This window comes from Nocardioides ochotonae, from assembly GCF_011420305.2.
Lineage (GTDB): Bacteria > Actinomycetota > Actinomycetes > Propionibacteriales > Nocardioidaceae > Nocardioides > Nocardioides ochotonae.
Genome location: NZ_CP061769.1, coordinates 343,552 through 367,964 on the forward strand (window position 1 = coordinate 343,552; position 24,413 = coordinate 367,964).

At 74.2% G+C, this 24,413-nt stretch carries 24 protein-coding genes and 1 riboswitch; of the genes, 16 read left to right on the forward strand and 8 right to left on the reverse strand.

Annotated features, from left to right (window positions below; genetic code table 11):
• The first annotated feature begins 199 nt into the window (after nt 1-199).
• Nucleotides 200-1,468 (forward strand): HNH endonuclease signature motif containing protein, encoded by a 1,269-nt coding sequence (locus tag HBO46_RS01700; RefSeq protein ID WP_166137590.1) that lies wholly within the window; start codon nt 200-202, stop codon nt 1,466-1,468.
• A gap of 49 nt (nt 1,469-1,517) precedes the next feature.
• On the opposite strand, the gene HBO46_RS01705 is transcribed toward HBO46_RS01700, so the two are convergent.
• Nucleotides 1,518-1,772: a hypothetical protein gene (locus tag HBO46_RS01705; RefSeq protein ID WP_166137588.1), complete on the reverse strand. Its 255-nt coding sequence runs from the start codon at nt 1,770-1,772 to the stop codon at nt 1,518-1,520.
• Nucleotides 1,773-1,909: 137 nt separating this feature from the next.
• Here HBO46_RS01705 and HBO46_RS01710 point away from each other — a divergent pair, with 137 nt between their 5' ends.
• Complete coding sequence (locus HBO46_RS01710) at nt 1,910-2,461, forward strand: GNAT family N-acetyltransferase (RefSeq protein WP_166137585.1); 552 nt, start codon at nt 1,910-1,912, stop codon at nt 2,459-2,461.
• 62 nt (nt 2,462-2,523) lie between these two features.
• Here the strand turns inward: HBO46_RS01710 and HBO46_RS01715 are convergent, their stop codons facing one another.
• A complete protein-coding gene (locus HBO46_RS01715; RefSeq protein ID WP_166137583.1) occupies nt 2,524-3,594 on the reverse strand; it encodes an NAD(P)H-dependent flavin oxidoreductase in 1,071 nt (356 codons plus the stop codon).
• Nucleotides 3,595-3,644: 50 nt separating this feature from the next.
• Nucleotides 3,645-4,397 (reverse strand): enoyl-CoA hydratase family protein, encoded by a 753-nt coding sequence (locus HBO46_RS01720; RefSeq protein ID WP_166137580.1) that lies wholly within the window; start codon nt 4,395-4,397, stop codon nt 3,645-3,647.
• 100 nt (nt 4,398-4,497) lie between these two features.
• Between HBO46_RS01720 and HBO46_RS01725 the strand changes: the two genes are divergently transcribed.
• The 4 genes from HBO46_RS01725 to HBO46_RS01740 are packed head-to-tail and all read left to right on the forward strand — an operon-like array spanning nt 4,498 to nt 8,007.
• Nucleotides 4,498-5,403 carry an SDR family oxidoreductase gene (locus HBO46_RS01725; protein ID WP_166137577.1) on the forward strand — a complete coding sequence of 302 codons (906 nt, stop codon included), beginning with the start codon at nt 4,498-4,500 and terminating at the stop codon, nt 5,401-5,403.
• Nucleotides 5,400-6,188: a MaoC/PaaZ C-terminal domain-containing protein gene (locus HBO46_RS01730; RefSeq protein WP_166137574.1), complete on the forward strand. Its 789-nt coding sequence runs from the start codon at nt 5,400-5,402 to the stop codon at nt 6,186-6,188. The genes HBO46_RS01725 and HBO46_RS01730 overlap by 4 nt, the downstream gene beginning before the upstream one ends.
• A gap of 56 nt (nt 6,189-6,244) precedes the next feature.
• Nucleotides 6,245-7,174 carry an NAD-dependent epimerase/dehydratase family protein gene (locus tag HBO46_RS01735; protein ID WP_166137571.1) on the forward strand — a complete coding sequence of 310 codons (930 nt, stop codon included), beginning with the start codon at nt 6,245-6,247 and terminating at the stop codon, nt 7,172-7,174.
• Nucleotides 7,171-8,007, forward strand: coding sequence for an SDR family NAD(P)-dependent oxidoreductase (locus HBO46_RS01740; RefSeq protein ID WP_166137568.1), 837 nt, complete (start codon nt 7,171-7,173; stop codon nt 8,005-8,007). Before HBO46_RS01735 ends, HBO46_RS01740 begins: the two co-directional genes overlap by 4 nt.
• Before the next feature lie 30 nt (nt 8,008-8,037).
• Here HBO46_RS01740 and HBO46_RS01745 read toward each other — a convergent pair whose 3' ends face one another.
• The gene (locus HBO46_RS01745) at nt 8,038-8,643 is read right to left on the reverse strand and encodes a TetR/AcrR family transcriptional regulator (RefSeq protein WP_166137565.1); all 606 of its coding nucleotides are present in this window, start codon (nt 8,641-8,643) and stop codon (nt 8,038-8,040) included.
• Nucleotides 8,644-8,764: 121 nt separating this feature from the next.
• Here HBO46_RS01745 and HBO46_RS01750 point away from each other — a divergent pair, with 121 nt between their 5' ends.
• Together HBO46_RS01750 and HBO46_RS01755 are read left to right on the forward strand one after the other, a co-directional pair.
• Nucleotides 8,765-9,931 (forward strand): acyl-CoA dehydrogenase family protein, encoded by a 1,167-nt coding sequence (locus tag HBO46_RS01750; protein WP_166137562.1) that lies wholly within the window; start codon nt 8,765-8,767, stop codon nt 9,929-9,931.
• A gap of 26 nt (nt 9,932-9,957) precedes the next feature.
• Nucleotides 9,958-11,085, forward strand: a complete 1,128-nt coding sequence (locus HBO46_RS01755) for an acyl-CoA dehydrogenase family protein (protein ID WP_166137559.1) — start codon at nt 9,958-9,960, stop codon at nt 11,083-11,085.
• A 78-nt stretch (nt 11,086-11,163) separates the two neighbouring features.
• Here the strand turns inward: HBO46_RS01755 and ilvA are convergent, their stop codons facing one another.
• Nucleotides 11,164-12,432, reverse strand: coding sequence for a threonine ammonia-lyase IlvA (ilvA, locus tag HBO46_RS01760; RefSeq protein WP_166137556.1), 1,269 nt, complete (start codon nt 12,430-12,432; stop codon nt 11,164-11,166).
• 62 nt (nt 12,433-12,494) lie between these two features.
• On the opposite strand from ilvA, the gene HBO46_RS01765 reads away from it, so the two are divergent.
• The gene (locus HBO46_RS01765) at nt 12,495-13,574 is read left to right on the forward strand and encodes an NAD(P)H-dependent amine dehydrogenase family protein (protein ID WP_166137553.1); all 1,080 of its coding nucleotides are present in this window, start codon (nt 12,495-12,497) and stop codon (nt 13,572-13,574) included.
• On the opposite strand, the gene HBO46_RS01770 is transcribed toward HBO46_RS01765, so the two are convergent.
• Nucleotides 13,520-14,308: a putative protein N(5)-glutamine methyltransferase gene (locus tag HBO46_RS01770; protein WP_224769322.1), complete on the reverse strand. Its 789-nt coding sequence runs from the start codon at nt 14,306-14,308 to the stop codon at nt 13,520-13,522. The genes HBO46_RS01765 and HBO46_RS01770 overlap by 55 nt on opposite strands.
• Nucleotides 14,309-14,338: 30 nt before the next feature.
• On the opposite strand from HBO46_RS01770, the gene HBO46_RS01775 reads away from it, so the two are divergent.
• Nucleotides 14,339-15,544, forward strand: a complete 1,206-nt coding sequence (locus HBO46_RS01775) for an oxidoreductase (protein ID WP_224769323.1) — start codon at nt 14,339-14,341, stop codon at nt 15,542-15,544.
• Here the strand turns inward: HBO46_RS01775 and HBO46_RS01780 are convergent.
• Complete coding sequence (locus HBO46_RS01780) at nt 15,528-17,300, reverse strand: GNAT family N-acetyltransferase (protein WP_166137547.1); 1,773 nt, start codon at nt 17,298-17,300, stop codon at nt 15,528-15,530. The genes HBO46_RS01775 and HBO46_RS01780 overlap by 17 nt on opposite strands.
• 42 nt (nt 17,301-17,342) lie before the next feature.
• Between HBO46_RS01780 and HBO46_RS01785 the strand changes: the two genes are divergently transcribed.
• The 3 genes from HBO46_RS01785 to HBO46_RS01795 are packed head-to-tail and all read left to right on the forward strand — an operon-like array spanning nt 17,343 to nt 20,063.
• Nucleotides 17,343-18,125, forward strand: a complete 783-nt coding sequence (locus HBO46_RS01785) for an alpha/beta fold hydrolase (RefSeq protein ID WP_166137544.1) — start codon at nt 17,343-17,345, stop codon at nt 18,123-18,125.
• A gap of 39 nt (nt 18,126-18,164) precedes the next feature.
• Entirely contained in the window at nt 18,165-18,995 is an 831-nt protein-coding gene (locus tag HBO46_RS01790) for an SDR family oxidoreductase (protein ID WP_166137541.1), read from the forward strand.
• 9 nt (nt 18,996-19,004) lie between these two features.
• The gene (locus HBO46_RS01795; RefSeq protein WP_166137539.1) at nt 19,005-20,063 is read left to right on the forward strand and encodes an MBL fold metallo-hydrolase; all 1,059 of its coding nucleotides are present in this window, start codon (nt 19,005-19,007) and stop codon (nt 20,061-20,063) included.
• 12 nt (nt 20,064-20,075) lie between these two features.
• On the opposite strand, the gene HBO46_RS01800 is transcribed toward HBO46_RS01795, so the two are convergent.
• The gene (locus HBO46_RS01800; protein ID WP_166137536.1) at nt 20,076-20,525 is read right to left on the reverse strand and encodes a GNAT family N-acetyltransferase; all 450 of its coding nucleotides are present in this window, start codon (nt 20,523-20,525) and stop codon (nt 20,076-20,078) included.
• A gap of 65 nt (nt 20,526-20,590) precedes the next feature.
• A riboswitch (TPP riboswitch) is annotated at nt 20,591-20,699 on the forward strand.
• Between HBO46_RS01800 and HBO46_RS01805 the strand changes: the two genes are divergently transcribed.
• The 3 genes from HBO46_RS01805 (at nt 20,690) to HBO46_RS01815 (ending at nt 24,388) form a co-directional block, all read left to right on the forward strand.
• A complete protein-coding gene (locus HBO46_RS01805; protein WP_166137533.1) occupies nt 20,690-21,757 on the forward strand; it encodes a thiamine ABC transporter substrate-binding protein in 1,068 nt (355 codons plus the stop codon). It overlaps the preceding riboswitch by 10 nt.
• 1 nt (nt 21,758) lies before the next feature.
• Entirely contained in the window at nt 21,759-23,399 is a 1,641-nt protein-coding gene (locus HBO46_RS01810) for an ABC transporter permease (protein ID WP_224769324.1), read from the forward strand.
• Nucleotides 23,399-24,388 carry an ABC transporter ATP-binding protein gene (locus HBO46_RS01815; protein WP_166137530.1) on the forward strand — a complete coding sequence of 330 codons (990 nt, stop codon included), beginning with the start codon at nt 23,399-23,401 and terminating at the stop codon, nt 24,386-24,388. The genes HBO46_RS01810 and HBO46_RS01815 overlap by 1 nt, the downstream gene beginning before the upstream one ends.
• Nucleotides 24,389-24,413 lie beyond the last annotated feature (25 nt).

The following is a 24,413-nucleotide window of genomic DNA, read 5'->3' on the forward strand; positions in this document are numbered from 1 at the left end:
GACGGGTTCGGCGGTGTGGAAGACCTGCTGGGTGAGGGGCAGTGAGCACGAATTCCACATGTCACGTGTGGACATTCACCTGTGGATAAGTTGTCCACATTCATACCTCACCAGTTTTGGCTGTGTGGCACCCATTCGAACAGAGGTATCATTGGCGTAGCGGTGAAGGACGCCGCTACACCTTTCTCGGGAGGCGTCGATGGCCGGTCTGGCTCATCCCTACGTCGCCGGTGTGGAGCGCGTGGAGGCCGAGCTGGATGAGCTCGCGGGCCTGGATCCGGGGTTCTTGTCGCTGGCCGACAAACGGCAGGCGCTGTTGTCGATGGTGCGGGTGTCCTCGCGGGCGCAGGCTCTCGAGTCGCGGGTGATCGCGTGCGCCGAGGACGTGGCGGACGCCGAGGGGTTCCGTGATGCCGCCGCGTGGGTGGCTCAACGCGCGCATGCCTCGAGCAGCTCGGTGCGACGCGCGCAGCGGCTCGGCCTCGCCTGCGAGCAGCGCTGGCATCGGGTCGGGGAGGCGCTGGGCGAGGGGCGAATGAGCATCGACCAGGGCCATGTCGTTGTCGCGGCCCTGGATGAGGTCTGCTCCGCCGGCCGCCTGGTCGAGGCGACCGCGGCGGAGTGGGGCGACGTGCTGGTCCGCGCGGAGGCCTATCTGGTGGAACAGGCGGTCGACTTCGGGCCGCGGGCGCTGCAGCGGCTGGGTGAGCGGCTGCTCGAGGTGGTGGCGCCGGAGTGGGTGGATGAGTTGGCGGAGCGTCGGCTGCGTGATGCGGAGCGGGCGGCGCGGCGGCGTACGACCTTGAAGGTGCAGGGCCTCGGCGATGGGACGGCGCTCATCAAGGCGCGGGTGCCGGAGTCGGTGGCGTTGCGGTTGACGACGTTGCTGGAGTCGTTCACCAACCCGCGCCGTGAAGATGGCGAGAGCGCGGAGCTCGGCGCCGATGGGCGGCGGGTGCCCTATGAGCGGCGGCTGGGTGAGGCGTTCTGCAGCTTGTTGGAGTCACTGGATCCGTCCCGGCTGCCGCTGCACGGCGGCGATGCCACCACGGTGGTGATCACGATGGACCTGACGGCACTGGTCGAGGGACTGGGGTCCGCGACGCTGGCCGACGGCTCCCGCATCACTGCGGGAGAGGCTCGGCGCCTCGCGTGCACCGCCAACCTGGTGCCAGCGGTGCTCGGCACCCGTTCGATCCCGCTGGACCTGGGCCACTCGACCCGGCTCTTCAGCCCGGGCCAGAGAAAAGCCCTGGCAATTCGGGACCGGGAATGCCGGGCGAGCGGCTGTTCGATTCCCGCGACGTGGTGCGAGGCGCATCATCTGCGGCCGTGGTCGGAGGGCGGGAAGACCGATCTCGAGAATGGGTTGCTGCTCTGCAGTCATCACCATCATCTGGTCCATGACGACCGTTACCTGCATGAGCGGATGCCGAACGGCGACCTTCGGTTCGCTCGGGGGACGTAGACATGTGGGGGCCGGGCAGCCGGGCTCGGTGCGGGGTGGGCGTGCCGGGTCAGAAGGCGCCGCCGCCGCCTCCTCCGCCGTTGTTGAGGTCGGGCCGGTACGCCGGCCACTGCCGGGCAGGGTCCTTGCCCGCGCCGCTGCGCTTGGCCCGGGCGGCGGTGCCGGGGGTGTTGCCGTCCGCGCCGGGGCTGTTCGGGTAGGGGACCGGGGTGGCGAGGGCCTTCTTCAGCTTCTCGCTCCTGCGCCAGTCCCAGGCCAGCGCGCCGGTCACGACGACGCCGGTGCCGATGAGGAAACCGAGCATGTGGCTCTCCCTGCGTCGGTGGGCCCGATGGTTCCGGCTCCGTGGTGCTCAGCACCGTAGCGGCGAACGGGGGATCGGAGAACCCCCGTGGCGCCGAGGCGGGCGCCCGCGGCCGGCGCCGTTCGTAGACTCGGCCCATGCCGAGCCCCACGTTCACCCGCGACCTCGGTGCCGGCTACGTGCTGGCGCTGCTCGATGAGTCCTCGGTGCCTGCGGTCCACCGGCTGACGCTGGAGAACCGCGCGCGGTTGCGCCGGTGGGAGCACTGGGCCCATGAGGAGCTGACCGAGGAGGGCCAGCGCGCCTATGCGCGGGCGCTGCTCGCCGAGTGGGTCGAGGGGCGCACCGTCCCGTGCGTGATCCTGGCCGGCGAGACGGTCATCGGCGCCGCCGGCGCGCGCATCGACCACTACATCGGCACCGCCGACCTCGGCTGCTGGATCGATGGCGAGCACGAGGGGCGAGGTGCGGTCTCGCGCGCGGTCAGGACGCTGATCGAGATCCTCTTCGAGGAGCGACAGGTCGCCCGCGTGGAGATCCGCGCCGACGTCGACAACGCGCGCAGCCGTGCCTTGGCGCAGCGCCTCGGCTTCACCCACGAGGGCACCCTGCGGTCGGCCATGTGGGTCGGGGAGGAGCGTCGCGACGTGGCGGTCTACGGGCTGCTCGCCGAGACCTGGGCGGCCTGAGACGACGCACGCCGGACGCCGTTGGACGGCGCCCGGCGTGCGGGGAGAGCGGTGCGGAGGCCTCAGACGAGGTTGCCGGCCAGCGAGCCGAGCCGCTCGACCGCCTGGGCGATGATCCGGTCGACCAGCTCCTCGCAGCTCGGGAGGTCGTCGATCATGCCGACGACCTGCCCGGAGGCGAGCATGCCGGCCTCGGTGTCGCCGTCGACGAGTCCGGCCTTGAGCAGCATCGGGGTGTTGGCGGCCATCGTCATCTGCACCCAGGAGCGGTCGCTGCTGCGCTTCATCCGCAGGCCGTCGCCGGCGAACTCGCGCCACCCGGCGCCGCTGAGCTTCTTGAACTCCAGCATTCGGCGGGCGGTGGGGACCGCGCGCTTGACCACGCTGGTCTCCTCGAGGCCCTGGATGAACGGCGTACGCAGCAGGCGGTGCGGCATCCCGTCGGCCTTGGTGGTGACGACGGTGCCGTCGAGGCCGAAGCCGAGGTACTGGCGACGGATCTCCTCGGGCACGGCGCTGTCGCTGGTGAGCAGGAAGCGGGTGCCCATGCCGATGCCGACCGCGCCGTACGACAGGGCGGCGGCGAGGCCGCGGCCGTCGAAGAAGCCACCTGCGGCGACGACCGGGATGTCGACGGCGTCCAGCACGCTGGGCAGGAGCAGGGTGGTCGGGGTGGCACCGGTGTGGCCGCCGCCCTCGCCGCCCTGGATCATCACCGCGTCGGCGCCCCAGCCGGCGACCTTCTCCGCGTGGCGGGCCGCGCCGACCGAGGGCATCACGACGATGTCGTGCTCCTTGAGCCGGGCGATGAGCTCCTGCTTGGGCGCCAGGGCGAACGAGGCGACCTTGACGCCGTGGCGGATGAGCAGCTCGACGCGCTTGCCGGCGTCCCCGGCGTCGGCGCGCAGGTTGACGCCGAACGGCTTGTCGGTGCGCTCCTTGACCTCGATGATCGCCCGCTCGAGCTCCTCGTAGGTCATGGTGGCCGAGGCCAGGATGCCCAGGGCGCCGGCGTTGGCGGTCGCGGAGACCAGGCGCGGGCCGGCGACCCAGCCCATGCCGGTCTGCACGATGGGGTGGTCCACCCCGGTCAGCTCGGTGAGCGGGGTGCGGATGCGCTGCGGCGTGGTCATGGAGTGGAGACCTTCCGGGTCGTGATGGTGGGGGAGACGGTGGCGCTGCGTCAGCGCCGGGCGGCCTTGTCGGTGCCGGCGAAGTCGTCGCGGAGCTCGTCGGCGACGCCGGCGAGGTTGAGCTCGAAGGTGAAGCCCTGCTCGAAGCGGTAGGACTTGTTGACGTCGATCGGGTCGATGCCGTTGAGGGCCTCCTTCGCGGCCCGGATGACGCGGGTGTCCTTCGCGGCGATGTCGCGGGCCACGGCGAGCGCGGCGTCGTCGAGCTGGTCGCGGGGCACGACCTCGAGCACGGAGCCGTGCTGCACGAGGTCGGCGGCCTTGATCGTGCGCGCGGTGAAGTACAGCGAGCGCATCAGGTGCTGGGGGACCAGGCGGGCCATGTGGGTGGCCGCGCCGAGCGCGCCCTGGTTGACCTCCGGGACGCCGAAGTAGGCGTCGTCGCTGGCGACGACGATGTCGGAGTTGCCGACCATCCCGACGCCGCCGCCGACGCAGAATCCGTTGACCGCGGAGATCACCGGGACGGGGCACTCATAGATCGCCTTGAAGGCCGCGTAGCAGCCGCGGTTGGCGCCCAGGATCGCCTCGAACCCGTCGGTGTGCTGCATCTCCTTGATGTCGACGCCGGCGTTGAAGCCACGACCCTCGGCGCGCAGGACCACGACGTGGTGGTCCGCGCCGGCCGCGGTCACGGCGCTCGCGACGGCGTACCAACCCGCGACGGGCAGCGCGTTCACGGGCGGGTAGTTCATGGTGACGACGGCGATGTTCTCGTCGACGGTCGACGTGGTGACTGTCATGGTCGGTTCCTAACCTAGCGATTGCTTGGTACCCTAGCACCCGCTTGGTTCGGCTGGAATGGTCGAGATCGAACTATCCATGAGCAGGGAGACGGAACCGATGGCTGGGATTCTTCAAGGGCGGGTCGCGATCGTGACCGGAGCGGGCCGTGGGCTCGGACGTGAGCACGCGCTGGAGCTCGCGCGTCAGGGTGCGGCGGTCGTGGTCAACGACTACGGCGTCTCCCTGGCCGGCGAGGGGACCGGCGAGACTCCCGCCGAGTCCGTGGTCGCGGAGATCGTGGCCGCCGGTGGTCAGGCCGTGGCGAACCCCGCCGACGTGGCCGACTTCCAGCAGGCGGCGGACATGGTGCAGCAGGCGATCGACACGTTCGGCGGCCTCGACATCCTGGTGAACAACGCCGGGTTCGTGCGCGACCGGATGCTCGTCAACACCTCCGAGGAGGAGTGGGACGCCGTCATCCGCGTGCACCTCAAGGGCCACTTCGCGCCGCTGCGCCACGCCGGCGCGTACTGGCGTGCGGAGGGCAAGGCCGGCCGCACCCGCGCCGCCCGCGTCATCAACACCTCCTCCGGCGCCGGCCTGCAGGGCAGCATCGGGCAGACGACGTACTCGGCCGCGAAGGCCGGCATCGCCGCGATGACGCTGGTCGCCGCCGCCGAGATGGGCCGCTACGGCGTCACCGTCAACGCGATCGCGCCGTCGGCGCGCACCCGCATGACCGAGGGCCCGTTCGCCGACAAGATGGCGGCGCCCGAGGGCGGCTTCGACGTCATGCACCCCGGCAACGTCTCCCCGGTCGTGGCCTGGCTGGCCAGCGAGGACGCCGCGGACGTCACCGGTCGCGTGATCGAGGTCGAGGGTGGCCGGATCTGCGTCGAGGAGGGCTGGCGCCACGGCCCGGCGACCGACCTGGGCAAGCGCTGGGACGCCGGCGCCGTCGGTGCCGAGGTCCGCTCGCTGCTCGGCCAGGCGCAGACCCCCGAGCCGGTGTACGGCGCATGAGCCACGCCGGTGAGTGGGCGGGTCGCCACCTCGGCGAGCGCACCGTGGCCTGGAGCGACCGGGACCCGATCCTGTTCGCGCTGGCCATCGGCGCGCGGCCCGAGCAGCTCGACCTCGTCTTCGAGGACCGGCTGCGGGTGCTGCCGTCGTTCGCGCTCACGCTCGCGCAGTGGGCGCCCGACGTGCTCGGCTCCGGTGGCGCCTTCGACGTCGGCACGGCCGTGCACGGCTCGCAGCGCCTCGACGTGCTCGCGCCGATGCCCGCCAGCGGTGAGCTGACGATGTCGGCCCGCGTCGGCGACGTGTGGGACAAGGGTGGCGCTGCGGTCTTCGACGTGACGGTGGAGAGCGACTACTTCGCCGCGACCTGGTCGATCTTCGCGCCCGGCTGCGGCGGCTTCGGCGGCGAGCGCGGGCCGAGCCGTCCGCCGGCACGCACCGAGGAGCCGACCTGGACCCGCGAGCTGCCGGTGGCCGCCAACGCGGCGGCGCTCTACCGCCTGCTCGGCGACCGTCACCACATCCACATCGACCCCGAGGCGGCGGCCGGGATCGGGCAGCCCCGCCCGATCCTGCACGGCCTCGCCACGCTGGCCGCGGCCACCCTGGCGGCGGCCGACGCGGCCGGCGCCCACCCGGCGGACCTGACCCGCCTCGAGGGCCGCTTCGCGGGCCCGGTCTTCCCGGGGGAGACCCTAGCGGTCCGCGGCTGGGCCGACGGCGGCTTCGAGGTCGCCTCCGAGCGCGGCACCGCGATCGACGCGGGGCTCGCGGTCTTCGGCTGACGCCCGTCCGCACGACCCGTGCCGGTCCGGCGCGGGAGACACCGAGGAGGAGCGAGATGAAGACACTGGTGATCGGTGGTGCCGGGATGATCGGCGGCCACGTCGCGACGCTGCTGGCCGACCGTGGCCACGAGGTGAGCGTCGCCGGCCGTTCGGCGCCAGAGCCGGGCTCGCTGGTGGAGTCCTTCGACTTCCTCCCCGGCGACTACGCCGACGGGGGCTTCTCCGAGGCCGAGCTCGAGGGCTTCGAGGCCCTGGTCTTCTGCGCCGGGCAGGACGTGCGGCACGCGGGTGCGGACGGCGGCGACGCGGAGTTCTGGGCGCGCTACCAGAGCGACGGCGTGCCGCAGCTGATGCAGCGCGCCAAGCGGGCCGGCGTACGCCGGGCGGTGCAGGTCGGCAGCTACTACCACATGGTCCGCCCGGACCTGGTGGAGTCGAACCCCTACGTGCGGGCCCGCCAGCTGGCCGACGATCGCTCGCGCGAGCTCGCTGACGCGGACTTCCACGTCTCGACGCTCAACCCGCCGTCGATCGTCGGGATGATCCCCGGGGTCGCGGTGCGGCGCTTCGCCAAGCAGCTGGCCTGGGGCCGGGGCGAGCTGACCGCGAAGGTCCCCGACCACGCACCGGCGGGCGGCACCAACTACATGTCGGTGCGCTCGCTGGCCGAGGCCGTCGACGGGGCGCTGGAGCGGGCCGAGCCCGGGGCGGCGTACCTCATCGGGGACGTCAACCTGAGCTACCGCGACTACTTCCAGATCATCTTCGACCTCAGCGGGGGCGGCCGGGTGCTCGAGGAGCGCGACGAGCCGCACCCGTTCATGCCGGACTCGATGATCGTGCCGGGGCGCGGCGCGGTGATCGCCTACGAGCCGGACCCGGCGGTCGTGACGCTGCTGGGCTACCGCCGCGACGACGTGCGCCCGATGCTCGCCGAGATGGCCGCGGCCGCGGAGTCGGGCGCCGGGAACGCCGGACGATGACCGCGGCTGCGCCTCCGCGGCGCACCGCCCTGGTGACCGGCGCGAGCCGCGGCATCGGCAAGCAGGTCGCGCTCGCGCTGGCCCGCGCCGGCTTCGACGTCGCCTTCACCGCGCGGACCGTGCGCGAGGGCGAGGGCGTCGTGCCGCCGCGCACCCAGCGCGAGGGCGACCGGGCGATCGCGGTGCCCGGCAGCCTGGACAGCACCGCCGCGGAGGTGGCGGCGCTCGGGGTGCGGGCACTGCCGGTGCCGATGGACCTCACCGACCTGGCGAGCGTGCGGGCCGCGGCGCGCACCGTGCTGGACGCCTGGGGCCGCGTCGACGTGCTCGTCAACAACGCGATCCTGCACGTGCCCCACGCGCGGCTGCTCGAGCTCGATCTCGACGCGCTCACGCGCAGTCTCACCGCCAACCACGTGCACCAGCTCGCCCTGGTGCAGGAGATGGTGCCGGCGATGGTGGCCCAGGGCGGCGGCACGATCGTCGACCTGTGGTCCGGCTCGATCCGCAACGACCCGCCCGCGCCGCCCGGCGAGGGCGGCTGGGGACTGGCCTACTCCTCGGCCAAGGCCGCCTTCGGGCGGATCGCCGGCGCGATCAACGCGGAGTACCGCGAGGCCGGGGTGCGCGCGTTCAACGTCGACCCGGGGTTCGTGGTCACCGAGGCAGCCGCGGCGCGCGGCGGCACCGACCGGATCGCGGCGCACGGGGTGGACACCGTGGCCGAGGACACCGCCGGCCGGGCGATCGCGTGGCTGGCCACCAGTCCGGAGGCCGATGCCCACCTGGGGACGGTGGTCCGCGCCGCGCGGGTGGTCGAGCAGCTCGGCTGAGCTCCCGGCAACAGGCTCAGGGCAACAGGCTCAGGGCAGCAGGCGCCGGGTGGCGTCCTCGAGGACGTCGCCCGCCTCGCCGGCGTCGCGACCGGCCGCGACGCCGGTCATCGCCCCGAGGAAGAGCATCGAGAGGATCCGCGACGCGGACTCGATGGCCTCCTCGTCGTGTCCGGCGGTGTCGCCCGCTCGCAGGGTGGTGCCGATCCAGGCGGCCTTCTCGGGCCCGAAGCCGGCCTGCCCGTCGATCGCGAGCAGGGTCGGTGCGCTGGCGACCCAGGCGCGGTAGAGCGCCTGGTAGAGCAGCGGCTTCGCGGCCGCCTCGCGCAGGATCCGGCGGAACACCACGGTCAGCCGGTCGGCGGGGCTGCGCCCGGCGGGGGTCCGCTCGCGCACGTCGGCGGTCGAGCGCGCGCCGAGGGCGAGCAGCGCCTCGGTCAGCAGCTCGTCCTTGGAGCTCACGTGCTGGTACGCCGTCGGCACCGACACCCCGGCGTGCGCGGCGACCGGGCGGATGCCGACCGCGTCGTACCCGCCCTCGGTGGCGAGCTCGATCGCGGCCTGGATGAGGCGCTCCCGGGTCGCGGCGCGCGCGGGGGAGAGCACACGCCGCACGACCTGTCCCTGCTGCTCCATGTCCGGGAGTGTAGGGGGAGATCAGACGGGTGTCATCCTGCTGGATAGACGGATGGTTGACACATGTCTATCGGACCGTCAGGATCAGCTGACCGAGCCACCCGACCCCAGGAGGAGTCCCATGGACCTGCGCGAGACCCCGGCGCAGACCGAGCTGCGCCGCGAGCTGCGGGCGTACTTCGCCCAGCTGCTCCCCGCCGACGAGCGCCGCGAGGTCGGCGAGGCCGGCGCCGGTGGCCCCCGCTTCCGTGAGGTGGTCCGGATGCTCGGCCGCGACGGCTGGCTGGGCGTCGGCTGGCCCACGGAGTACGGCGGGCGCGGCCTGGGTGCCGAGGAGCAGTTCATCTTCTACGACGAGGTGCAGCGCGCCGGCGTGCCGTTCCCCCTGGTCACGATCAACACCGTCGGGCCGACGCTGATGGCGTTCGGCACCGAGGAGCAGAAGGCGAAGTACCTGCCCGGCATGCTCACCGGCGACATCGTCTTCGCGATCGGCTACACCGAGCCCGAGGCCGGCACCGACCTCGCCTCGGTGCGCACCCGCGCGGTGCGCGACGACGCCAGCGGCGAGTGGGTCGTCGACGGACAGAAGATCTTCACCACCGGCGGCAACACCGCCGACTACGTGTGGCTGGCCTGCCGCACCGACCCCGAGGCGCCCAAGCACCGCGGCATCTCGATCCTGATCACGCCGTGCGACGACCCGGGCTACACCTGGAGCCCGATCCGCGCGGTGGGCGGGATGAGCGTCACCGCGACGTACTACTCCGGCATCCGGGTCTCCGACGCCGAGCTCGTCGGCGAGGTCAACGGCGGCTGGAAGCTGATCACCGCCCAGCTCAACCACGAGCGGGTGGCGCTGGCCGCGCTCGGCGGCCGGATGATCCAGCTGTGGGAGGACGTCTGGGACTGGGCGCAGGACAACGGTGTCAGCGAGGTGCCGTGGGTGCGCGCGGAGATGGCGCGCACCTGGGCCCGGCTCGAGGCGATGCGCCTGATGAACTGGCGGATGACCGCCGCGGTCGGGGACGGCACCCTCAGCGGCGCCACCGCCGGCGCGGCCAAGGCCTACGGCACCGAGACCCACATCGACGTCCAGCGCACCCTGAGCCAGGTGCTCGGCGCGGCCGGCCGGGTCCGCCCCGGGCAGCCCGCCGCGGTGCTCTCCGGGCAGGTCGAGCAGCTCTCGCGCCAGGGCATCGTGAACACCTTCGGCGGAGGGGTCAACGAGGTGCTGCGCGACATGGTCGCCATGCAGGGCCTCGGCATGCCCCGCGCGAAGCGCTGAGACCCGGACCAGGACAGGAGACAGACATGGACTTCAACCTCGACGAGGACCTGGCCACCGTGGCCGAGCTGGCGAGCACCGTGTTCGCCGGCAAGGCGAGCACGGACCGCGTCCGCGAGATCGAGACCACCGAGACGCGCATCGATGAGGAGCTGTGGGGCTCGCTGGCCGAGACCGGCCTGCTCGGCATCGCGCTCCCCGAGGAGCTCGGCGGCGCGGGCATGGGCCCGTGGGCGCTCGCGCTGCTGCTCGAGGAGCAGGGCCGCACCGTCGCCCCGGTCCCGCTGTGGGCGGCCGGCGTGGCCCAGCTCGCGATCGCCGAGCACGGCACCGACGAGCAGCGCGCCCGGCTGCTGCCCGGCACCTGCGACGGCAGCACCCGCCTGACCCTCGCCCTCGAGGAGTACGTCGGGGAGCCGGACGCGCCGCAGTGCGCGGCCACCCGCGACGACGACGGCACCTGGCGCCTCACCGGCACCAAGGCGGTCGTGCCGAGCGTGCAGGGAGCGGCCGCGGTGCTGGTCTCCGCGACCACGCCCGACGGGGCTGGGCTGTTCCTGGTCCCGCTCGACGGGGCCGGCGTCAAGACCGAGCTGTCCGCGGTCACCTCCCACGACCTCGCCGCGGAGCTGCGCCTCGACGGCCAGGTCGCCGAGCCCGTCGGCACCCCGGGCGGGAACGCCCTCGCCGACGTGCTGCGCCTGTCCCGGGTCGCGCTCGCGGCCGTCCAGCTCGGCGTGGCCCAGGGGGCGATGCACCTCGCGGCGTCGTACCTCTCCGAGCGTGAGCAGTTCGGCCGCCCGCTGGGCACCTTCCAGGCGGTGCAGCACCAGCTGGCCGACTGCTGGATCGACGTCGACGCGATGCGCGTGACGCTGTGGCAGGCGCTCTCGGACCTGGGTGACCTGGCCGAGGCTGGCGACGACCCGGCGGTGCGCGCCGCGGCCGACCGCTCCGCGATGGTCGCCACCTGGTGGCGCACCCAGGCCGGGCTCGACGTGGTGCACCGCGTGCAGCACCTGCACGGCGGCATCGGCGTGGACGTGGACTACCCCGTCCACCGGTTCTTCCTGTGGGGCAAGCAGCTCTCGACCACGCTCGGCGGCGCGGGCGCGGCCCTCGCCGACCTGGGCGCGCTGCTGCCCACGCGCTGAGCCAGGTCCCGGCCCCGTCGTCCCGTGCGGACGGCGGGGCCGCTTCCGTTTGCGCACACCCCGCCGATCGCGGCGGTGCTACTGCACGAAGCGGAAGAGCGGGCTGTCGGCGTCGACGGTCTCGAAGCGGATCGGGGAGCGCTCCATGCGCGCCAGCAGGCCGGCGAGGTCGGCGGCGTGCTGGAGCTCGATGCCGACGAGCGCGGGCCCGGTCTCGCGGTTGGAGCGCTTGACGTACTCGAAGAGCGTGATGTCGTCGTCGGGGCCGAGCACCTCGTCGAGGAAGCGCCGCAGCGCACCGGGCTCCTGGGGGAACTCGACCAGGAAGTAGTGCTTGAGGCCTTCGTAGACCAGCGCGCGCTCGACGACCTCGGCGTAGCGCGACACGTCGTTGTTGCCGCCCGAGACGATCACCACGACCGTGGAGGCGGGCTCGAGGTGCACGCCGCCGTCGGCCTCGGAGAGGCGCAGGGTGGCCGAGGCGAGCGCGCCGGCGGGCTCCGCGATGATCCCGTCGGACTGGTAGAGGTCGAGCATCTCGACGGCCACCAGCCCCTCGGGCACCGCGACCAGCTCCGGCTTGACCTGCTGGACGACCTCGAAGGTCCAGTCGCCGGACCGGCGTACGGCGGCGCCGTCGACGAACCCGTCGAGACCTGCGGCGTCGAGCTCGACCGGCTCGCCGGCCGCGAGGGCGGCGGCCATGCACGCGGCGGCGGCCGGCTCGGCGCCGATGACGCGGACGCCGGGCGCCCGGTCGGCGAGGTAGGTGACCATGCCGGCCAGCAGCCCGCCGCCGCCGACCGGGACGACCACCGCGTCCGGCTCGCGGCCGAGCTGCTCGAGGACCTCGCGGGCGACGGTGCCCTGTCCGGCGATCGTGCGCGGGTCGTCGAAGGCGGGGACCGGGGTGGCCCCGGTCGCCTCGGCGTACGCCGCGCTGGCGGCGGCTGCGTCGTCGTAGCTGTCGCCGACGATCACGATCTCGACGTAGCGGCCGCCGAGGACCTTGATCCGCTCGCGCTTCTGGCGCGGCGTGGTGCGGGGCAGGTGCACCCGAGCCTGCACGCCGGCGCGCGCGCACGCGAGCGCGACGCCCTGGGCGTGGTTGCCGGCGCTGGCGCAGGTGACGCCACGGGCGCGCGCCTCGTCGGAGAGCTGTTCGATGAGGTTGTAGGCGCCACGCAGCTTGTAGGAGCGGACCGGTTGGAGGTCCTCGCGCTTGAGCCAGACCTCGAGGCCGAGCAGCGAGGACAGTCGGGCGCTGTGCTGGAGCGGGGTGCGGGTGACCACGCCGGCGATGCGGGCCGCGGCGTGGTCGACGTCGGAGGAGGTGGGCAGATCCACGCCCCCAGCCTCTCACCCGGCACCGTTGACACAGGCAGGCGGTGCTGACTGACTGAGCGCCCATGAGCCACCAGAGCAGCCTCCGCGTCGTGCAGTGGGCCACCGGCGGCGTCGGCCGCGCCGCGATCCAGGGGGTGCTGGCCCACCCCGAGCTGGAGCTCGCCGGGGCGTGGGTGCACAGCCCGGACAAGGCCGGACGCGACGTCGGCGAGCTCGCCGGCCTCGAGCCGGTCGGGGTGCACGCGGTCACCAGCCTGGCGGAGGTGGTGGCGCTGGGCGCCGACTGCGTCGTCTACGCCCCGCTGGTGCCCGACGAGGAGGAGGTGGCGGCGCTGCTGCGCTCGGGCGCGAACGTCGTCACCCCGGTCGGCTGGATCTTCCCCGACCCCGCCCGCACCGCGGCGCTGCGCGAGGCGTGCCTCGAGGGCGGCAGCACGCTGCACGGCACCGGCATCCACCCCGGCGGCATCACCGAGCGGTTCCCGCTGATGGTCTCCGCGGTCACCGGCTCGGTCACCCACGTGCGCGCGGAGGAGTTCAGCGACATCCGCACCTACGACGCCCCCGACGTGGTCCGCCACGTGATGGGGTTCGGCGGCACCGTCGAGGAGGCCGAGGCGAGCCCGATGGCGCGGCTGCTCGGCGGCGGCTTCAAGGCGTCGGTGCGGATGGTGGTGGCCGAGCTCGGCTTCCGCGCCGAGGAGGTCCGCACCACCGCGGAGAACGCCGTGGCCACCGCGCCGATCGACAGCCCGATCGGTGTGATCGAGCCCGGCCGGGTGGCCGGGCGACGGTTCCGCTGGGACGCGCTCGTCGACGGCGAGCCGGTGGTCACCGCCGCGGTGAACTGGCTGATGGGGGAGGAGCACCTGGCCGGGACCGACGGGCGGCCCTGGACCTTCGGTGCGGACGGCGAGCGCTTCGAGATCGAGGTGACCGGCGACCCGACGGTGCGCCTGACCCTGCACGGCCTCCAGCCCGAGTCGGTGGCCGCCGGCCTGGTGCGCAACCCCGGGATCGTGTCGACAGCCAACCACTGCGTGAGCGCGATCCCCTACGTCTGCGCCGCCGAGCCGGGCATCCGCACCTACCTCGACCTGCCGCTGATCGCCGGCCGGGCGGCGCCGCACCTGGCCCGCTGACCCTCGGCGACCGTCGCGCCGAGCTCCTCGTCCTCGTGCAGCCGCACCGCGAGGCCCGCCGCCGCGAGCAGGCCGACGGTGCGCGTCGACTGGGAGGCGCTGGTCTCGAGCAGCAGCCGGCCACCGGGAGCCAGCCAGTCCGGGGCACCCGCCGCGACCCGGCGGTGCAGGTCCAGCCCGTCGGCGCCGCCGTCGAGGGCGGTCCGCGGCTCGTGCAGCCGCGCCTCCGGTGGCATCAGGTCGATCTCGTCGCTCGGCACGTACGGCGCGTTGACCGCCAGCAGGTCGACGCGGCCGCGCAGGTCGTCGGGCAGGGCGGCGTACAGGTCCCCGGCGTGCACCCGCTCCGGGGACAGGTTGCGCCGGGCGCAGGTCACCGCGACCGGGTCGATGTCGGCGGCGTGCACCACCGCACCGGGCACTCGGTGCGCGATCGCCGCGCCGAGCGCCCCCGAGCCGCAGCACAAATCCACCACCACCGCGCCGTCCGGCAGGCCCGTGGCCCCGAGCCGCGCGACGTACGCCGTGCGCCGGCGCGGCACGAACACCCCCGGGTCGATCGCGACGCGCACCCCGTCGAGCTCGGCCCAGCCGACGACGACCTCCAGCGGACGCCCGGCCAGCCGCTCGGCGAGCAGCCGCTCCAGTGCGCGCGGGTCACCCCCGGCGGCCTCCCGCAGGACGGCCGCCTCCTGCTCGGCGTACACGCAGCCGGCGGCGCGGAGCCTCTCCACCAGCACTAGAACACGTTATCGTTCACGATCGTGAGTGCTCCCGACGTCTTCGCGCCGGCCACCCTGGGGCCGGTCACCCTCCGCAACCGTACGGTCAAGGCGGCCACCTTCGAGGGCCGTTCGCCGCACGGCCAGGTCACCGACGAGCTGATCGACTACCACCTCGCCCCGGCCCGCGGCGGGATCGGGCTGACCACCGTCGCCTACCTCGCGGTGGCCCCCGAGGGCCGCACCCACCACGAGCAGATCGTGGTCGGCCCCGACACGCTGGCCGGCCTGAGCCGGCTCACGGACGCCGTCCACGAGACCGGCGCGGCGATCGCCGGGCAGGTCGGGCACGCGGGACCGGTGGCCAACGGGCGCTCCAACCGGGTGCACGCGATCGCGGCCAGCGCGATGCCCAGCCCGCTGTCGATGCAGCTGGTGCGGGCAGCGAGCGAGGCCGACCTGACCCGTGTCACCGGGGCCTACGTCACCGCCGCCCGGACGCTGGTGCGGGCCGGGTTCGACGTGCTCGAGCTGCACATGGCGCACAGCTACCTGATCTCCTCCTTCCTCGCACCCGGGCTGAACCGGCGCAAGGACCGCTGGGGCGGCAGCCTGGAGAACCGTGCCCGGCTGGCCCGCCAGGTCGCCCGCGCCGTGCGCGAGGAGGTCGGCGACGAGGTCGCGGTGACCGCCAAGCTGAGCCTCGGCGACGGCTTCCGCGGCGGGGTGACCACCGACATCGGGCTGGAGGTCGCCCGGCTGCTGGAGTCCGACGGCACCCTGGACGCGATGCAGCTCAGCGGCGGCAGCTCGCTGATGAACCCGATGTACCTGTTCCGCGGCGACGTCCCGCTCAAGGAGTTCGCCGCCTCGATGCCGCTGCCGGTGCGCCTCGGCATGCGGACCCCGGTGGGGCGCTCGTTCCTGAAGTCGATCCCGTTCGAGGAGGCCTACTTCCTGGACAAGGCGCTGCGCTTCCGCGAGGCGCTGTCGACCCCGCTGATGCTGCTGGGCGGGATCAACCGGCGCGACACCATGCAGCGGGCGATGGAGCTGGGCTTCGAGTACGTCGCGATGGGCCGCGCCGTGCTGCGCGAGCCCGACCTGGTCGACCGGCTGCGGCGCGAGGAGGTCGCGCAGGGGGCCTGCATCCACTGCAACCTCTGCATGCCCACGATCTACGCCGCCGGCGGCACCCACTGCCCGGTGCGCAGCCCCGGTGGTGTCGGCCTCACAGCTGCTTCTTGAACCCGAGGTGGCTGGCCTGGTAGCCCAGCCGCTCGTAGAACCCGTGCGCGCCGGTGCGCGCGGCGTCGCTGGTCAGCTGGGCCAGGGTGGCGCCCCGGGCCCGGCCGTGGTCGTGCGCCCACTCCAGCATCGCGGTGCCCAGGCCGAGCCCGCGCGCCGTCGCGCCCACCCGGACGCCCTCGACCTGGAGCCGGGTGGCGCCGGAGCGGGACAGGCCCGGCACGATGCTCAGCTGCATCGTGGCGACCACGGTGTCCTCGTCGTCGCGCACCACCGCGAGGAACTGCGCGGGGTCGCGGGCGACGGCGTCGTACGCCGCCTCGTAGTCCACCGGGTCGCCGCTCTCGCGGGTGGCACCGATCGGGTCGTCGGCCAGCAGGGCGACCAGCGCCGGGACGTCGCCGCGCGCGGCCCGCTGCACCCGGAACCGGCGCCCGGCAACCCGCAGGACCCCGCCCGCCGACTCCCGGGCCCGGTGGCGCAGCTCGGCGACGAGACGGTCCAGCCAGCGCCCGACGTTGCGGCGGGCCTCGTCGGTGTCGGGGTAGCGGCAGCGCAGGTGCAGGCCGGACTCGTCCAGGACGAACCAGAGCATCACGCCGTCGGTGAGGATCGAGGCCCCGACGTACTGCGCCTCCAGGCCCTTCGCATCGACCCGGACCGGCAGTCGGCGCAGGTCGAGCCAGGAGATCGCGAACATGCCGGGTGCCTCCGGCATCCCGCCCCAGGGGGCGAGCACGTCCTCCAGCGGCCACGACCCGAGCGAGACCGCCTCCTTCACCGCCGCCGCGGCGGCCTTGGGGTGCGGGTCGTCGCAGGTGAGGACGGAGTTGGTGATGAACCAGCCGACGGAGTCGTGCCAGGTCGGCTCGTAGCGGCTGTGCACGGGGAAGACGGCGCGCAGCGGCTCGTCGGCGAGGATCCGGGTCACTCGGGTCATCGCCGAGACCACCAGCCCCAGGGTGGAGACGCCGGCCTCGGCGGCGGACACCCCGAGCGCGGCCGCGTCGTCCACGTCGAGGACGTCGCGCACCTCGACCCGCTCGCGCTGCGGGCCCTCGCCCTCGCCCAGCGGCATCGGGAACCGCGGCATCACGCCGCCGGAGGCCTCGAGCACCTCGGCCCAGCGCCGGCGTACCTCCTGCGGGGCCCGCGGCCCGGCCCGCAGCGCCGCGGTGTGCTCGGCGAAGGGAGCGGCGTCCGGCCAGCCCGCGAACGGCTCGGTGCCGCGGCGGCGGGCGTCGAGCGCGGCGAGCAGGTCGCGGGCGATGACCAGCATCGACCACATGTCGACATGGGAGTGGTCGGCGCCGACCACCAGCGTCGGGCCGTCGGCGGTCTCCAGCAGGCAGAGCCGGTGCGCCGGGGCGGCGTACGGCGCGCAGGTGGCGTCCAGCACCTCGCGCAGCGCGTCGTTGACCGCCTGCCCGGGGGCGATCGGGTGCTCGACCCACCGGCCCTCGCCGAGCCTCGCGGCGTGCAGGAGGGGTCCGTCGGGGCCGGGGGAGAAGACCGAGCGCAGGGTGCCGTGGCGGTGCAGGACCGCGCGCCACGCGGCCTCCACGTCGGCGAGGTCGCGTGGGCCGGGGAGCCGGAAGGACAGCGCCATCCACGAGCCCGCCCGGTCGCCGGCGCCGACGTGGCGGCGCTGGTCGAAGGAGACCGGCAGGGCGCGCGGCTGCGGTTCGACGCCGAGGTCGTAACCGAGGAGGCGTCCGAACGGGAGTCTCAGGTGGGCCACGTTCGTCAGCCGCATGGCCGTACTCTAGGGCCCCGTCCCCTGCCAGGAGCCGCCGCGTTGTCCACCTTCACCGTCCCCGGCGCCGCACTGGACTTCGAGCTCAGCGACGAGGGCGGCGAGCCCGTGGTCCAGCTGCACGGGCTGACCTCCAGCCGCTACCGCGACCGGTTGCTCGACCTCGACCTCGGGATCGGGCTCAGCGGCACCCGGCTGCTGCGCTACGACGCCCGCGGGCACGGCCGCTCCACGGGGCGAGCAGTGCCCGAGGACTACCGCTGGGAGGTGCTCGCCGACGACCTGCTGCGGATCCTCGAGGAGGTGTTTCCCGGGGAGGCCGTGCACGGCGTCGGCCCCTCGATGGGGTGCGCCACGCTGCTGCACGCGATCACCCGCGAGCCGCAGCGGTTCTCCGCGCTGACCCTGGTGGTGCCGCCGACGGCCTGGGAGACCCGGGTCGCGAAGGCGGGCGACTACCTCGCCGCCGCCGAGCTGGTCGAGCGGGACGGGATGGCGGCGTTCGTCGAGGTCGGCCGGGCCGCGCCGCGGCCGCCCGCCACGGTGGAGGCGCCGGAGACGGTGCCGGACGTGCGCGAGGAGCTGCTGCCGTCGCTGCTGCGGGGCGCCGCGCTCAGCGACCTGCCGGCGCCCGAGGCGGTCGCCCGCATCGGTGTGCCGACGACGGTGCTCGCCTGGACCGAGGACCCGGCGCACCCGCTGCGCACCGCCGAGCGGATCGCCTCGCTGGTGGCCGGCAGCGAGCTGGTCGTGGCCGCCACCCCGGCCCAGGCGGGGCAGTGGCCGCGGCTGCTCCACGAGCAGGTCGTGGCCGTCCACCGTTGATCGGGGACAGGGGCTCCGCGCGCCGCTAGGGTGCCCGGCATGAGCATCCTGGACAGGTTCGCGGTCACCGATCAGGTCGCGATCGTCACCGGCGCCGGGCGCGGGCTGGGCGCCGCCACGGCCGTGGCCCTCGCCGAGGCCGGCGCCGACGTGCTGATCTCCGCGCGCACCGAGAGCCAGCTGGAGCAGGTCGCCGCGGCGGTGCGCGCCACCGGGCGGCGCTGCGTGGTCGTGGCCGCCGACCTCAGCGACCTCGACGCCGTGGCCGGGCTCGCGCAGACGGCGTACGACGAGCTGGGGCGGCTGGACACGGTCGTCAACAACGTCGGCGGCACGTTCCCGCGCGGCTTCCTCGAGACCAGCGAGCGGTTCCTGGACGAGGCGTTCCGCTTCAACGTCCTCACCGCGCACGCGCTGAGCCGGGCGGCGGTGCCGCTGATGCTGCGCTCGGCGCCCCTTGGGGCGGGCGCGGCCCAGCAGTCGATCGTGACGATCTCCTCGATGCTCGGACGCACGGCCGGGCGCGGCTACCTCGCCTACGGCACCGCGAAGGCCGCGCTGGCGCACTGGACCCGGCTGGCGGCCACCGACCTCGCGCCGCGGGTGCGGGTCAACGGCATCTTCGTGGGCTCGATCCGCACCAGCGCCCTGGACTACGTCGCCGGCCAGCCCGAGCTGATGGAGCAGCTCGAGGGCAGCACGCCGCTGGGCCGGGTCGGGGAGCCCGAGGACATCGCCGCGGCGGTGCTCTACCTCGCCTCGCGCGCGGGGCAGTACGTCACCGGCAAGCTGCTCGAGGTCGACGGCGGCATCCAGCAGCCCAACCTGGATCTGGGACTTGGTGACCTCGAACCCGCCGCTCTCTCCTAGGGTGCGGGAGTGACCTCCTCCTCCACCCCCACCGCCCGCGCGATCTCGCCGGACTCCGGCACCCACTGGTCCGCCGAGGGCGCGTGGCGGGTCGCGGACGGGATCCACCGGATCCCGCTGCCGCTGCCGATGGACGGGCTCAAGGCGGTCAACGTGTACGTCGTCGAGACCGGCGACGGCCTCACGCTCATCGACGGCGGCTGGGCGATCCCGGTGGCCCGCGAGCTGCTCGAGCGGTGCCTGCGCGAGGTGGGCTACGGGTTCGGCGACATCAGCCGGTTCCTGGTGACCCACGTGCACCGCGACCACTACACGATGGCCTCGGTGCTGGGCGCGGAGACCGGTGCACAGGTGTCGCTCGGCGCAGGGGAGAAGCCGGCGCTCGACCTGCTCAACGACCCGGACCTCGACGAGAGCCCGTTCCTCGCCGTGCTCCGCACCGCCGGCGCGCAGGACATCGCCGAGGAGTGGGGCTCCGGCAACGGGGACCGGCCCGACCTCGGCCTGTGGCGCTACCCCGACACCTGGCTGGACGGCGACCACGACATCGACCTCGGCACCCGCACGGTGCGCGCCGTACACACGCCGGGGCACACGCCCGGGCACTTCGTCTTCGCCGACACCGCGGCCGGGATGCTCTTCGCCGGGGACCACGTGCTGCCGACCATCACTCCGTCGATCGGGTTCACGGTGCCCCCGGCGGACCAGCCGCTCGGGGACTTCATGGCTTCCCTCGCCAAGGTCCGTGCCCTGCCGGACCTCCAGCTGCTGCCCGCGCACGGGCCGGTCGCGCCGTCCGCGCACGCCCGCGTCGACGAGCTCCTCGTGCACCACGAGGGCCGCCTGGCCCAGAGCCTCGCCGCACTCTCGGGCGGTCCGCGCACCTCGCGGCAGGTCGCCGCGGAGCTGCCCTGGACCCGCCACGACCACCACTTCGACACCCTCGACGCGTTCAGCCGTGGGATGGCCGCGATGGAGACGAAGGCCCACCTCGAACTGCTCGTCGCCCGCGGCCAGGCCACCGCCACCCACGCCCCCGACGGCATCCTCTTCGCCCTCAGCGCCTGACCCCCGAAGGGGTCAGGGGGTGGGGTCGCGGCGCATGGGGGTGTGCGGGATGTCGTCCTCGAGGAACTCCGGGCCGCTGACGCGGAAGCCGAACGACGCGTACCAGTCGGCGAGCGGGGACTGGGCGTCCAGCACACAGGGGCGCTCCCCGATCTCGCGGAGCGCGGCGTGCATCAGCTCGTCGGCCAGCCCGCGACCGCGCACGGACGCGACCAGCACCACCCGGCCGATCCGGGCGTGGGTGCCCTCCTCGAGCAGGCGCAGGTAGCCGATCAGCCGGCCGGCCCCGCCCGGGCCCTCCTCGAGCAGCAGCAGGTGCCGGGTGCCCGGCTCCAGGTCGCGGCCGTCGAGGTCGGGGTAGGGGCACTCCTGCTCGACGACGAAGACGTCCTGGCGCAGCCGCCAGACGGCGTACGCCGTGCGCGGGTCGAGCTCGTCGAAGGCCAAGGTGCGGATCTCCACACTCCGAGTCTCACAGACGGCCGAGCGCCGCCGGGACGACGGACCAGCACCGGGCTAGGGTGTCCAGCACAAGACAGGGGAGCACGCGCGAGCGTGCTGAGAGTGCGGACCAGCCGCAGACCCTCCGAACCTGCTCCGGTTAACACCGGCGAAGGGAGTCACCGATGGTGCTGTCCACCCATGCCCGCTCGGCCGTCCTCACGGGACTGGCCGTCCTCGCGACCTCCGTGCTCGGCGGCTGCTCGCTGACCGGGTCCTCCGAGGACGAGGGCGCCTCGGCTGCCGAGCGGGTCGTGCTCGTCACGCACGACTCCTTCTCGCTCCCCGACGAGCTGGTCGCGGACTTCGAGAAGCGCACCGGCCTGGACCTCGAGGTCCGCCCGTCCGGCGACGCCGGGACCCTGACCAACAAGCTCGTGCTGACCAAGGACGACCCGATCGGCGATGTCGCCTTCGGCGTCGACAACACCTTCGCCTCGCGCGCGCTGGGCGAGGGCGTCTTCGCCTCCTACGCCCCCGAGCTGCCGCCGGGGGCCGCCGACCACGAGCTGCCCGGGGACGCCGACGACCTGCTCACCCCCGTCGACACCGGCGCGGTCTGCCTCAACGTCGACGACGCCTGGTACGCCGAGCGCGACCTCGCCCCGCCGCGCACCCTCGAGGACCTCACCGAGCCCGCCTACCGCGACCAGCTGGTGCTGCCCGGGGCGGCGACCAGCTCACCGGGCATGGCCTTCCTGCTCACCACCATCGCGCGCTACGGCGAGGGGTGGGCCGACTACTGGCGCGAGCTGATGGCCAACGGCGCCCGGCTGACCAGCGGCTGGTCGGAGGCCTACCAGGCGGAGTTCACCCAGGGCGGCGGCGAGGGCGAGCGCCCGCTGGTGCTGTCCTACGACTCCTCCCCGGCGTTCACCGTCTCCGGCGGCGCCTCCACCACCAGCGCCCTGCTCGACACCTGCTTCGAGCAGGTCGAGTACGCCGGGGTGCTGGCCGGTGCCGACAACCCCGACGGCGCCGAGCAGGTCATCGACTTCCTGCTCAGCGACGAGGTGCAGGCCGCCCTGCCGGAGAGCATGTACGTCTTCCCGGTCTCCGCGCAGGTCGAGTTGCCCGCCGCGTGGGCCAGGCACGCCCCGCGCCCGGAGCGGACCTGGCAGGTGGACCCGGCGGAGATCGACGAGAACCGCGCCGCCTGGCTGCGGGAGTGGAACGACCTGGTCGCCCGCTGACGTGACCGCGCTGAGGAGGCTGCTCACGCTCGCGGCGCTGGCCGTCGTGCCGGTCGTCGCGCTCGGGCTGTTCTTCGTGGTGCCGGTGAGCGGCATGCTGGCGCGGGGCTTCGTCGTGGACGGGGTGTTCGACCCGGGCGCGGTGCTGGAGGTGCTGAGCCGTCCGCGGGTGCACCGGGTGCTGTGGTTCACCGCCTGGTCCGCCGGCGCCGCGACCGCGCTCGCGCTGGTGCTCGGCCTGCCCGCGGCGTACGTGCTCCACCGCCTCGCGCTCCCGCTGCGCGGCGTGCTGCGGGCGGTGCTGCTGGTGCCGTTCGTGCTGCCCACGGTGGTCGTCGGGGTCGCCTTCACCCAGCTGCTCGGCGAGGACGGGCCGCTGGGGTTCCTCGGCCTGGCCGGGAGCCCGGTCGCGATCGTGCTGGGCCTGGCGTTCTTCAACGTCTCGGTGGTGATCCGGGTGGTCGGCGGGGCGTGGGAGTCCCTCGACCCGCGCCCCGGCGAGGCCGCGGCGGCCCTGGGCGCCTCCCCGCGCCAGGTCCTCACCACCGTCACCCTGCCCGCGCTGCGCCCGGCGATCGTGTCGGCGGCGAGCGTGGTGTTCCTGTTCTGCGCCTCCGGGTTCGGGGTGGTGCTGACCCTGGGCGGCCTGCGCTGGGCCAGCGTCGAGACCGAGATCTACCTGCTCACCACCAACCTGCTCGACCTCCAGGCCGCCGCCGCGCTGTCCATCCTCCAGCTGGTGATCGTGACCGTGCTGCTGGCGGTGTCGGCCCGGCTGCGGGCGGTGCCCGGCGGTACGGCGCGCGTCGTCGCGCGCCCGCGCCCGGTGCGCCGCAGCGACTGGCCGTGGCTCGGCGCCACCGCCGTGCTGCTCGTGTACGTCGGGGCGCCGATCGCCACCCTCGTCGCGGGCTCGCTGCGGGTGGAGGGGGAGTGGAGCCTGGGCAACTACCGGGCGCTGGGCACCACGGGCTCCGAGCAGGCGCTGCTGGTGCCGGTGACCGACGCGCTGGCGAACTCGGCGCGGGTCGCGGTCGACGCCACCTGGATGGCGCTCCTGCTCGGCGGGCTGGTGGCGCTGGTGGTCACCCGGCGCTCGCGTGGTCGCGCGGAGCGGCGGCTGCGCGGGGCGCTCGACGCCTTCTTCATGCTGCCGCTCGGCGTCTCGGCGGTGACCGTCGGGTTCGGGCTCCTGGTGACCCTCGGGCGCGGCCCGGTCGACCTGCGCGACTCGCCCCTGCTGGTGCCGATCGCGCAGGCGCTGGTGGCGCTGCCGCTGGTGGTGCGCACCCTGGCGCCGGTGCTCGGCGGCATCGACGACCGGCAGCGCCAGGCCGCGGCCGCGCTGGGCGCCGGCCCGCTGCGCACGCTGACCACCGTGGACCTCCCGATCGTGTGGAAGCCGCTGCTCGCCGCGGCTGGCTTCGCCTTCGCGGTCTCCCTCGGCGAGTTCGGGGCGACGTCCTTCCTCGCCCGCGACGACCGGCCCACGGTGCCGGTCGTGATCTTCCGGCTCATCGGCCACCCCGGTGCGATGAACTACGGCATGGCCCTCGCCGCGTCCGTCGTCCTGGCCGCCGTCACCGCCCTGGTGATGCTGGCCGTCGAACGGCTCCGCGTGGGCTCGGTAGGAGCGTTCTAGTGCTGTCCCTGCGTGACGTCTCGGTCTCCTACGACGGCGAGCCCGCCGTGCGGGAGGTGTCCCTCGACCTGCCCGACGGCCAGGTGCTGGCGGTGCTCGGGCCCTCCGGCAGCGGCAAGTCGACGCTGCTGCGCGCGGTCGCCGGGCTCGAGGACGTCACCGGCGGCACCGTGGCCTGGGACGGCCGCGACCTGGCCCGCGTGCCCACCCACAAGCGCGGCTTCGCGCTGATGTTCCAGGACGGCCAGCTCTTCGCCCACCTCAGCGTCGCGCGCAACGTCGGCTACGCGCTGCGGCTGCGACGCGTCCCCCGCGCCCAGGTGGCCGGCCGGGTCGCCGAGCTGCTCGACCTCGTCGGCCTCGGCGGGTACGGCGACCGGCTGCCCGGCACCCTGTCCGGCGGCGAGCGCCAGCGGGTCGCGCTGGCCCGCTCGCTGGCCGTCGAGCCACGGCTGCTGCTGCTCGACGAGCCGCTCTCCGCCCTGGACGCCGGGCTGCGTGAGCGGCTGGCCGCGGACCTGCGCCGGATCCTGCGCGCCGCCGGCACCACCGCGCTGCTGGTCACCCACGACCACGAGGAGGCGTTCGCGGTCGCCGACCGGCTCGCCGTGCTCCGCGACGGGCGCCTGGTCCAGGAGGGCGAGATCGGCCAGGTCTGGCGCGCGCCGGCCGACACCGCGACCGCGCTCTTCCTCGGCTACGCCCGGGTGCTCACCGGCCCGGCCGCGGCCCTCGTGCTCGACGCCGCCGGCCTGCCGGCCGCGCCGGCTCTCGCCGTACGACGATCGGCGCTGAGCGCGGACCCGGGCGGGCCGCTGTCCGGCACGGTGCGCGCGGCCCGCGACACGCCGGGGCAGGTGCGCCTGGTCGTGGACGTGGCCGGGGTGGGCGAGATCGACGCGGTCGCCGGGCTCGGGCGTCCTCCGGCGCCGGGGGAGGCGGTGCGCCTGCGCGTCGACCCGGGCCGGGTGGCGGTCATCCCGGGCTGAGGAACGGTGCGGGGCGTGATCCCCG

Excerpts from the sequence above, each read along its gene's own strand:
- HBO46_RS01745 (WP_166137565.1), bottom strand. The coding sequence starts at position 8,643 with ATGGAGCAGCAGGGACAGGTCGTGCGGCGTGTGCTCTCCCCCGCGCGC.
- HBO46_RS01725 (WP_166137577.1), top strand. The coding sequence starts at position 4,498 with ATGGCTGGGATTCTTCAAGGGCGGGTCGCGATCGTGACCGGAGCGGGC.
- HBO46_RS01705 (WP_166137588.1), bottom strand. The coding sequence starts at position 1,772 with ATGCTCGGTTTCCTCATCGGCACCGGCGTCGTCGTGACCGGCGCGCTG.
- HBO46_RS01720 (WP_166137580.1), bottom strand. The coding sequence starts at position 4,397 with ATGACAGTCACCACGTCGACCGTCGACGAGAACATCGCCGTCGTCACC.
- HBO46_RS01765 (WP_166137553.1), top strand. The coding sequence starts at position 12,495 with ATGAGCCACCAGAGCAGCCTCCGCGTCGTGCAGTGGGCCACCGGCGGC.
- HBO46_RS01700 (WP_166137590.1), top strand. The coding sequence starts at position 200 with ATGGCCGGTCTGGCTCATCCCTACGTCGCCGGTGTGGAGCGCGTGGAG.
- HBO46_RS01715 (WP_166137583.1), bottom strand. The coding sequence starts at position 3,594 with ATGACCACGCCGCAGCGCATCCGCACCCCGCTCACCGAGCTGACCGGG.
- HBO46_RS01750 (WP_166137562.1), top strand. The coding sequence starts at position 8,765 with ATGGACCTGCGCGAGACCCCGGCGCAGACCGAGCTGCGCCGCGAGCTG.
- HBO46_RS01805 (WP_166137533.1), top strand. The coding sequence starts at position 20,690 with ATGGTGCTGTCCACCCATGCCCGCTCGGCCGTCCTCACGGGACTGGCC.
- HBO46_RS01790 (WP_166137541.1), top strand. The coding sequence starts at position 18,165 with ATGAGCATCCTGGACAGGTTCGCGGTCACCGATCAGGTCGCGATCGTC.
- HBO46_RS01740 (WP_166137568.1), top strand. The coding sequence starts at position 7,171 with ATGACCGCGGCTGCGCCTCCGCGGCGCACCGCCCTGGTGACCGGCGCG.
- HBO46_RS01730 (WP_166137574.1), top strand. The coding sequence starts at position 5,400 with ATGAGCCACGCCGGTGAGTGGGCGGGTCGCCACCTCGGCGAGCGCACC.
- HBO46_RS01755 (WP_166137559.1), top strand. The coding sequence starts at position 9,958 with ATGGACTTCAACCTCGACGAGGACCTGGCCACCGTGGCCGAGCTGGCG.
- HBO46_RS01710 (WP_166137585.1), top strand. The coding sequence starts at position 1,910 with ATGCCGAGCCCCACGTTCACCCGCGACCTCGGTGCCGGCTACGTGCTG.
- HBO46_RS01735 (WP_166137571.1), top strand. The coding sequence starts at position 6,245 with ATGAAGACACTGGTGATCGGTGGTGCCGGGATGATCGGCGGCCACGTC.
- HBO46_RS01780 (WP_166137547.1), bottom strand. The coding sequence starts at position 17,300 with ATGCGGCTGACGAACGTGGCCCACCTGAGACTCCCGTTCGGACGCCTC.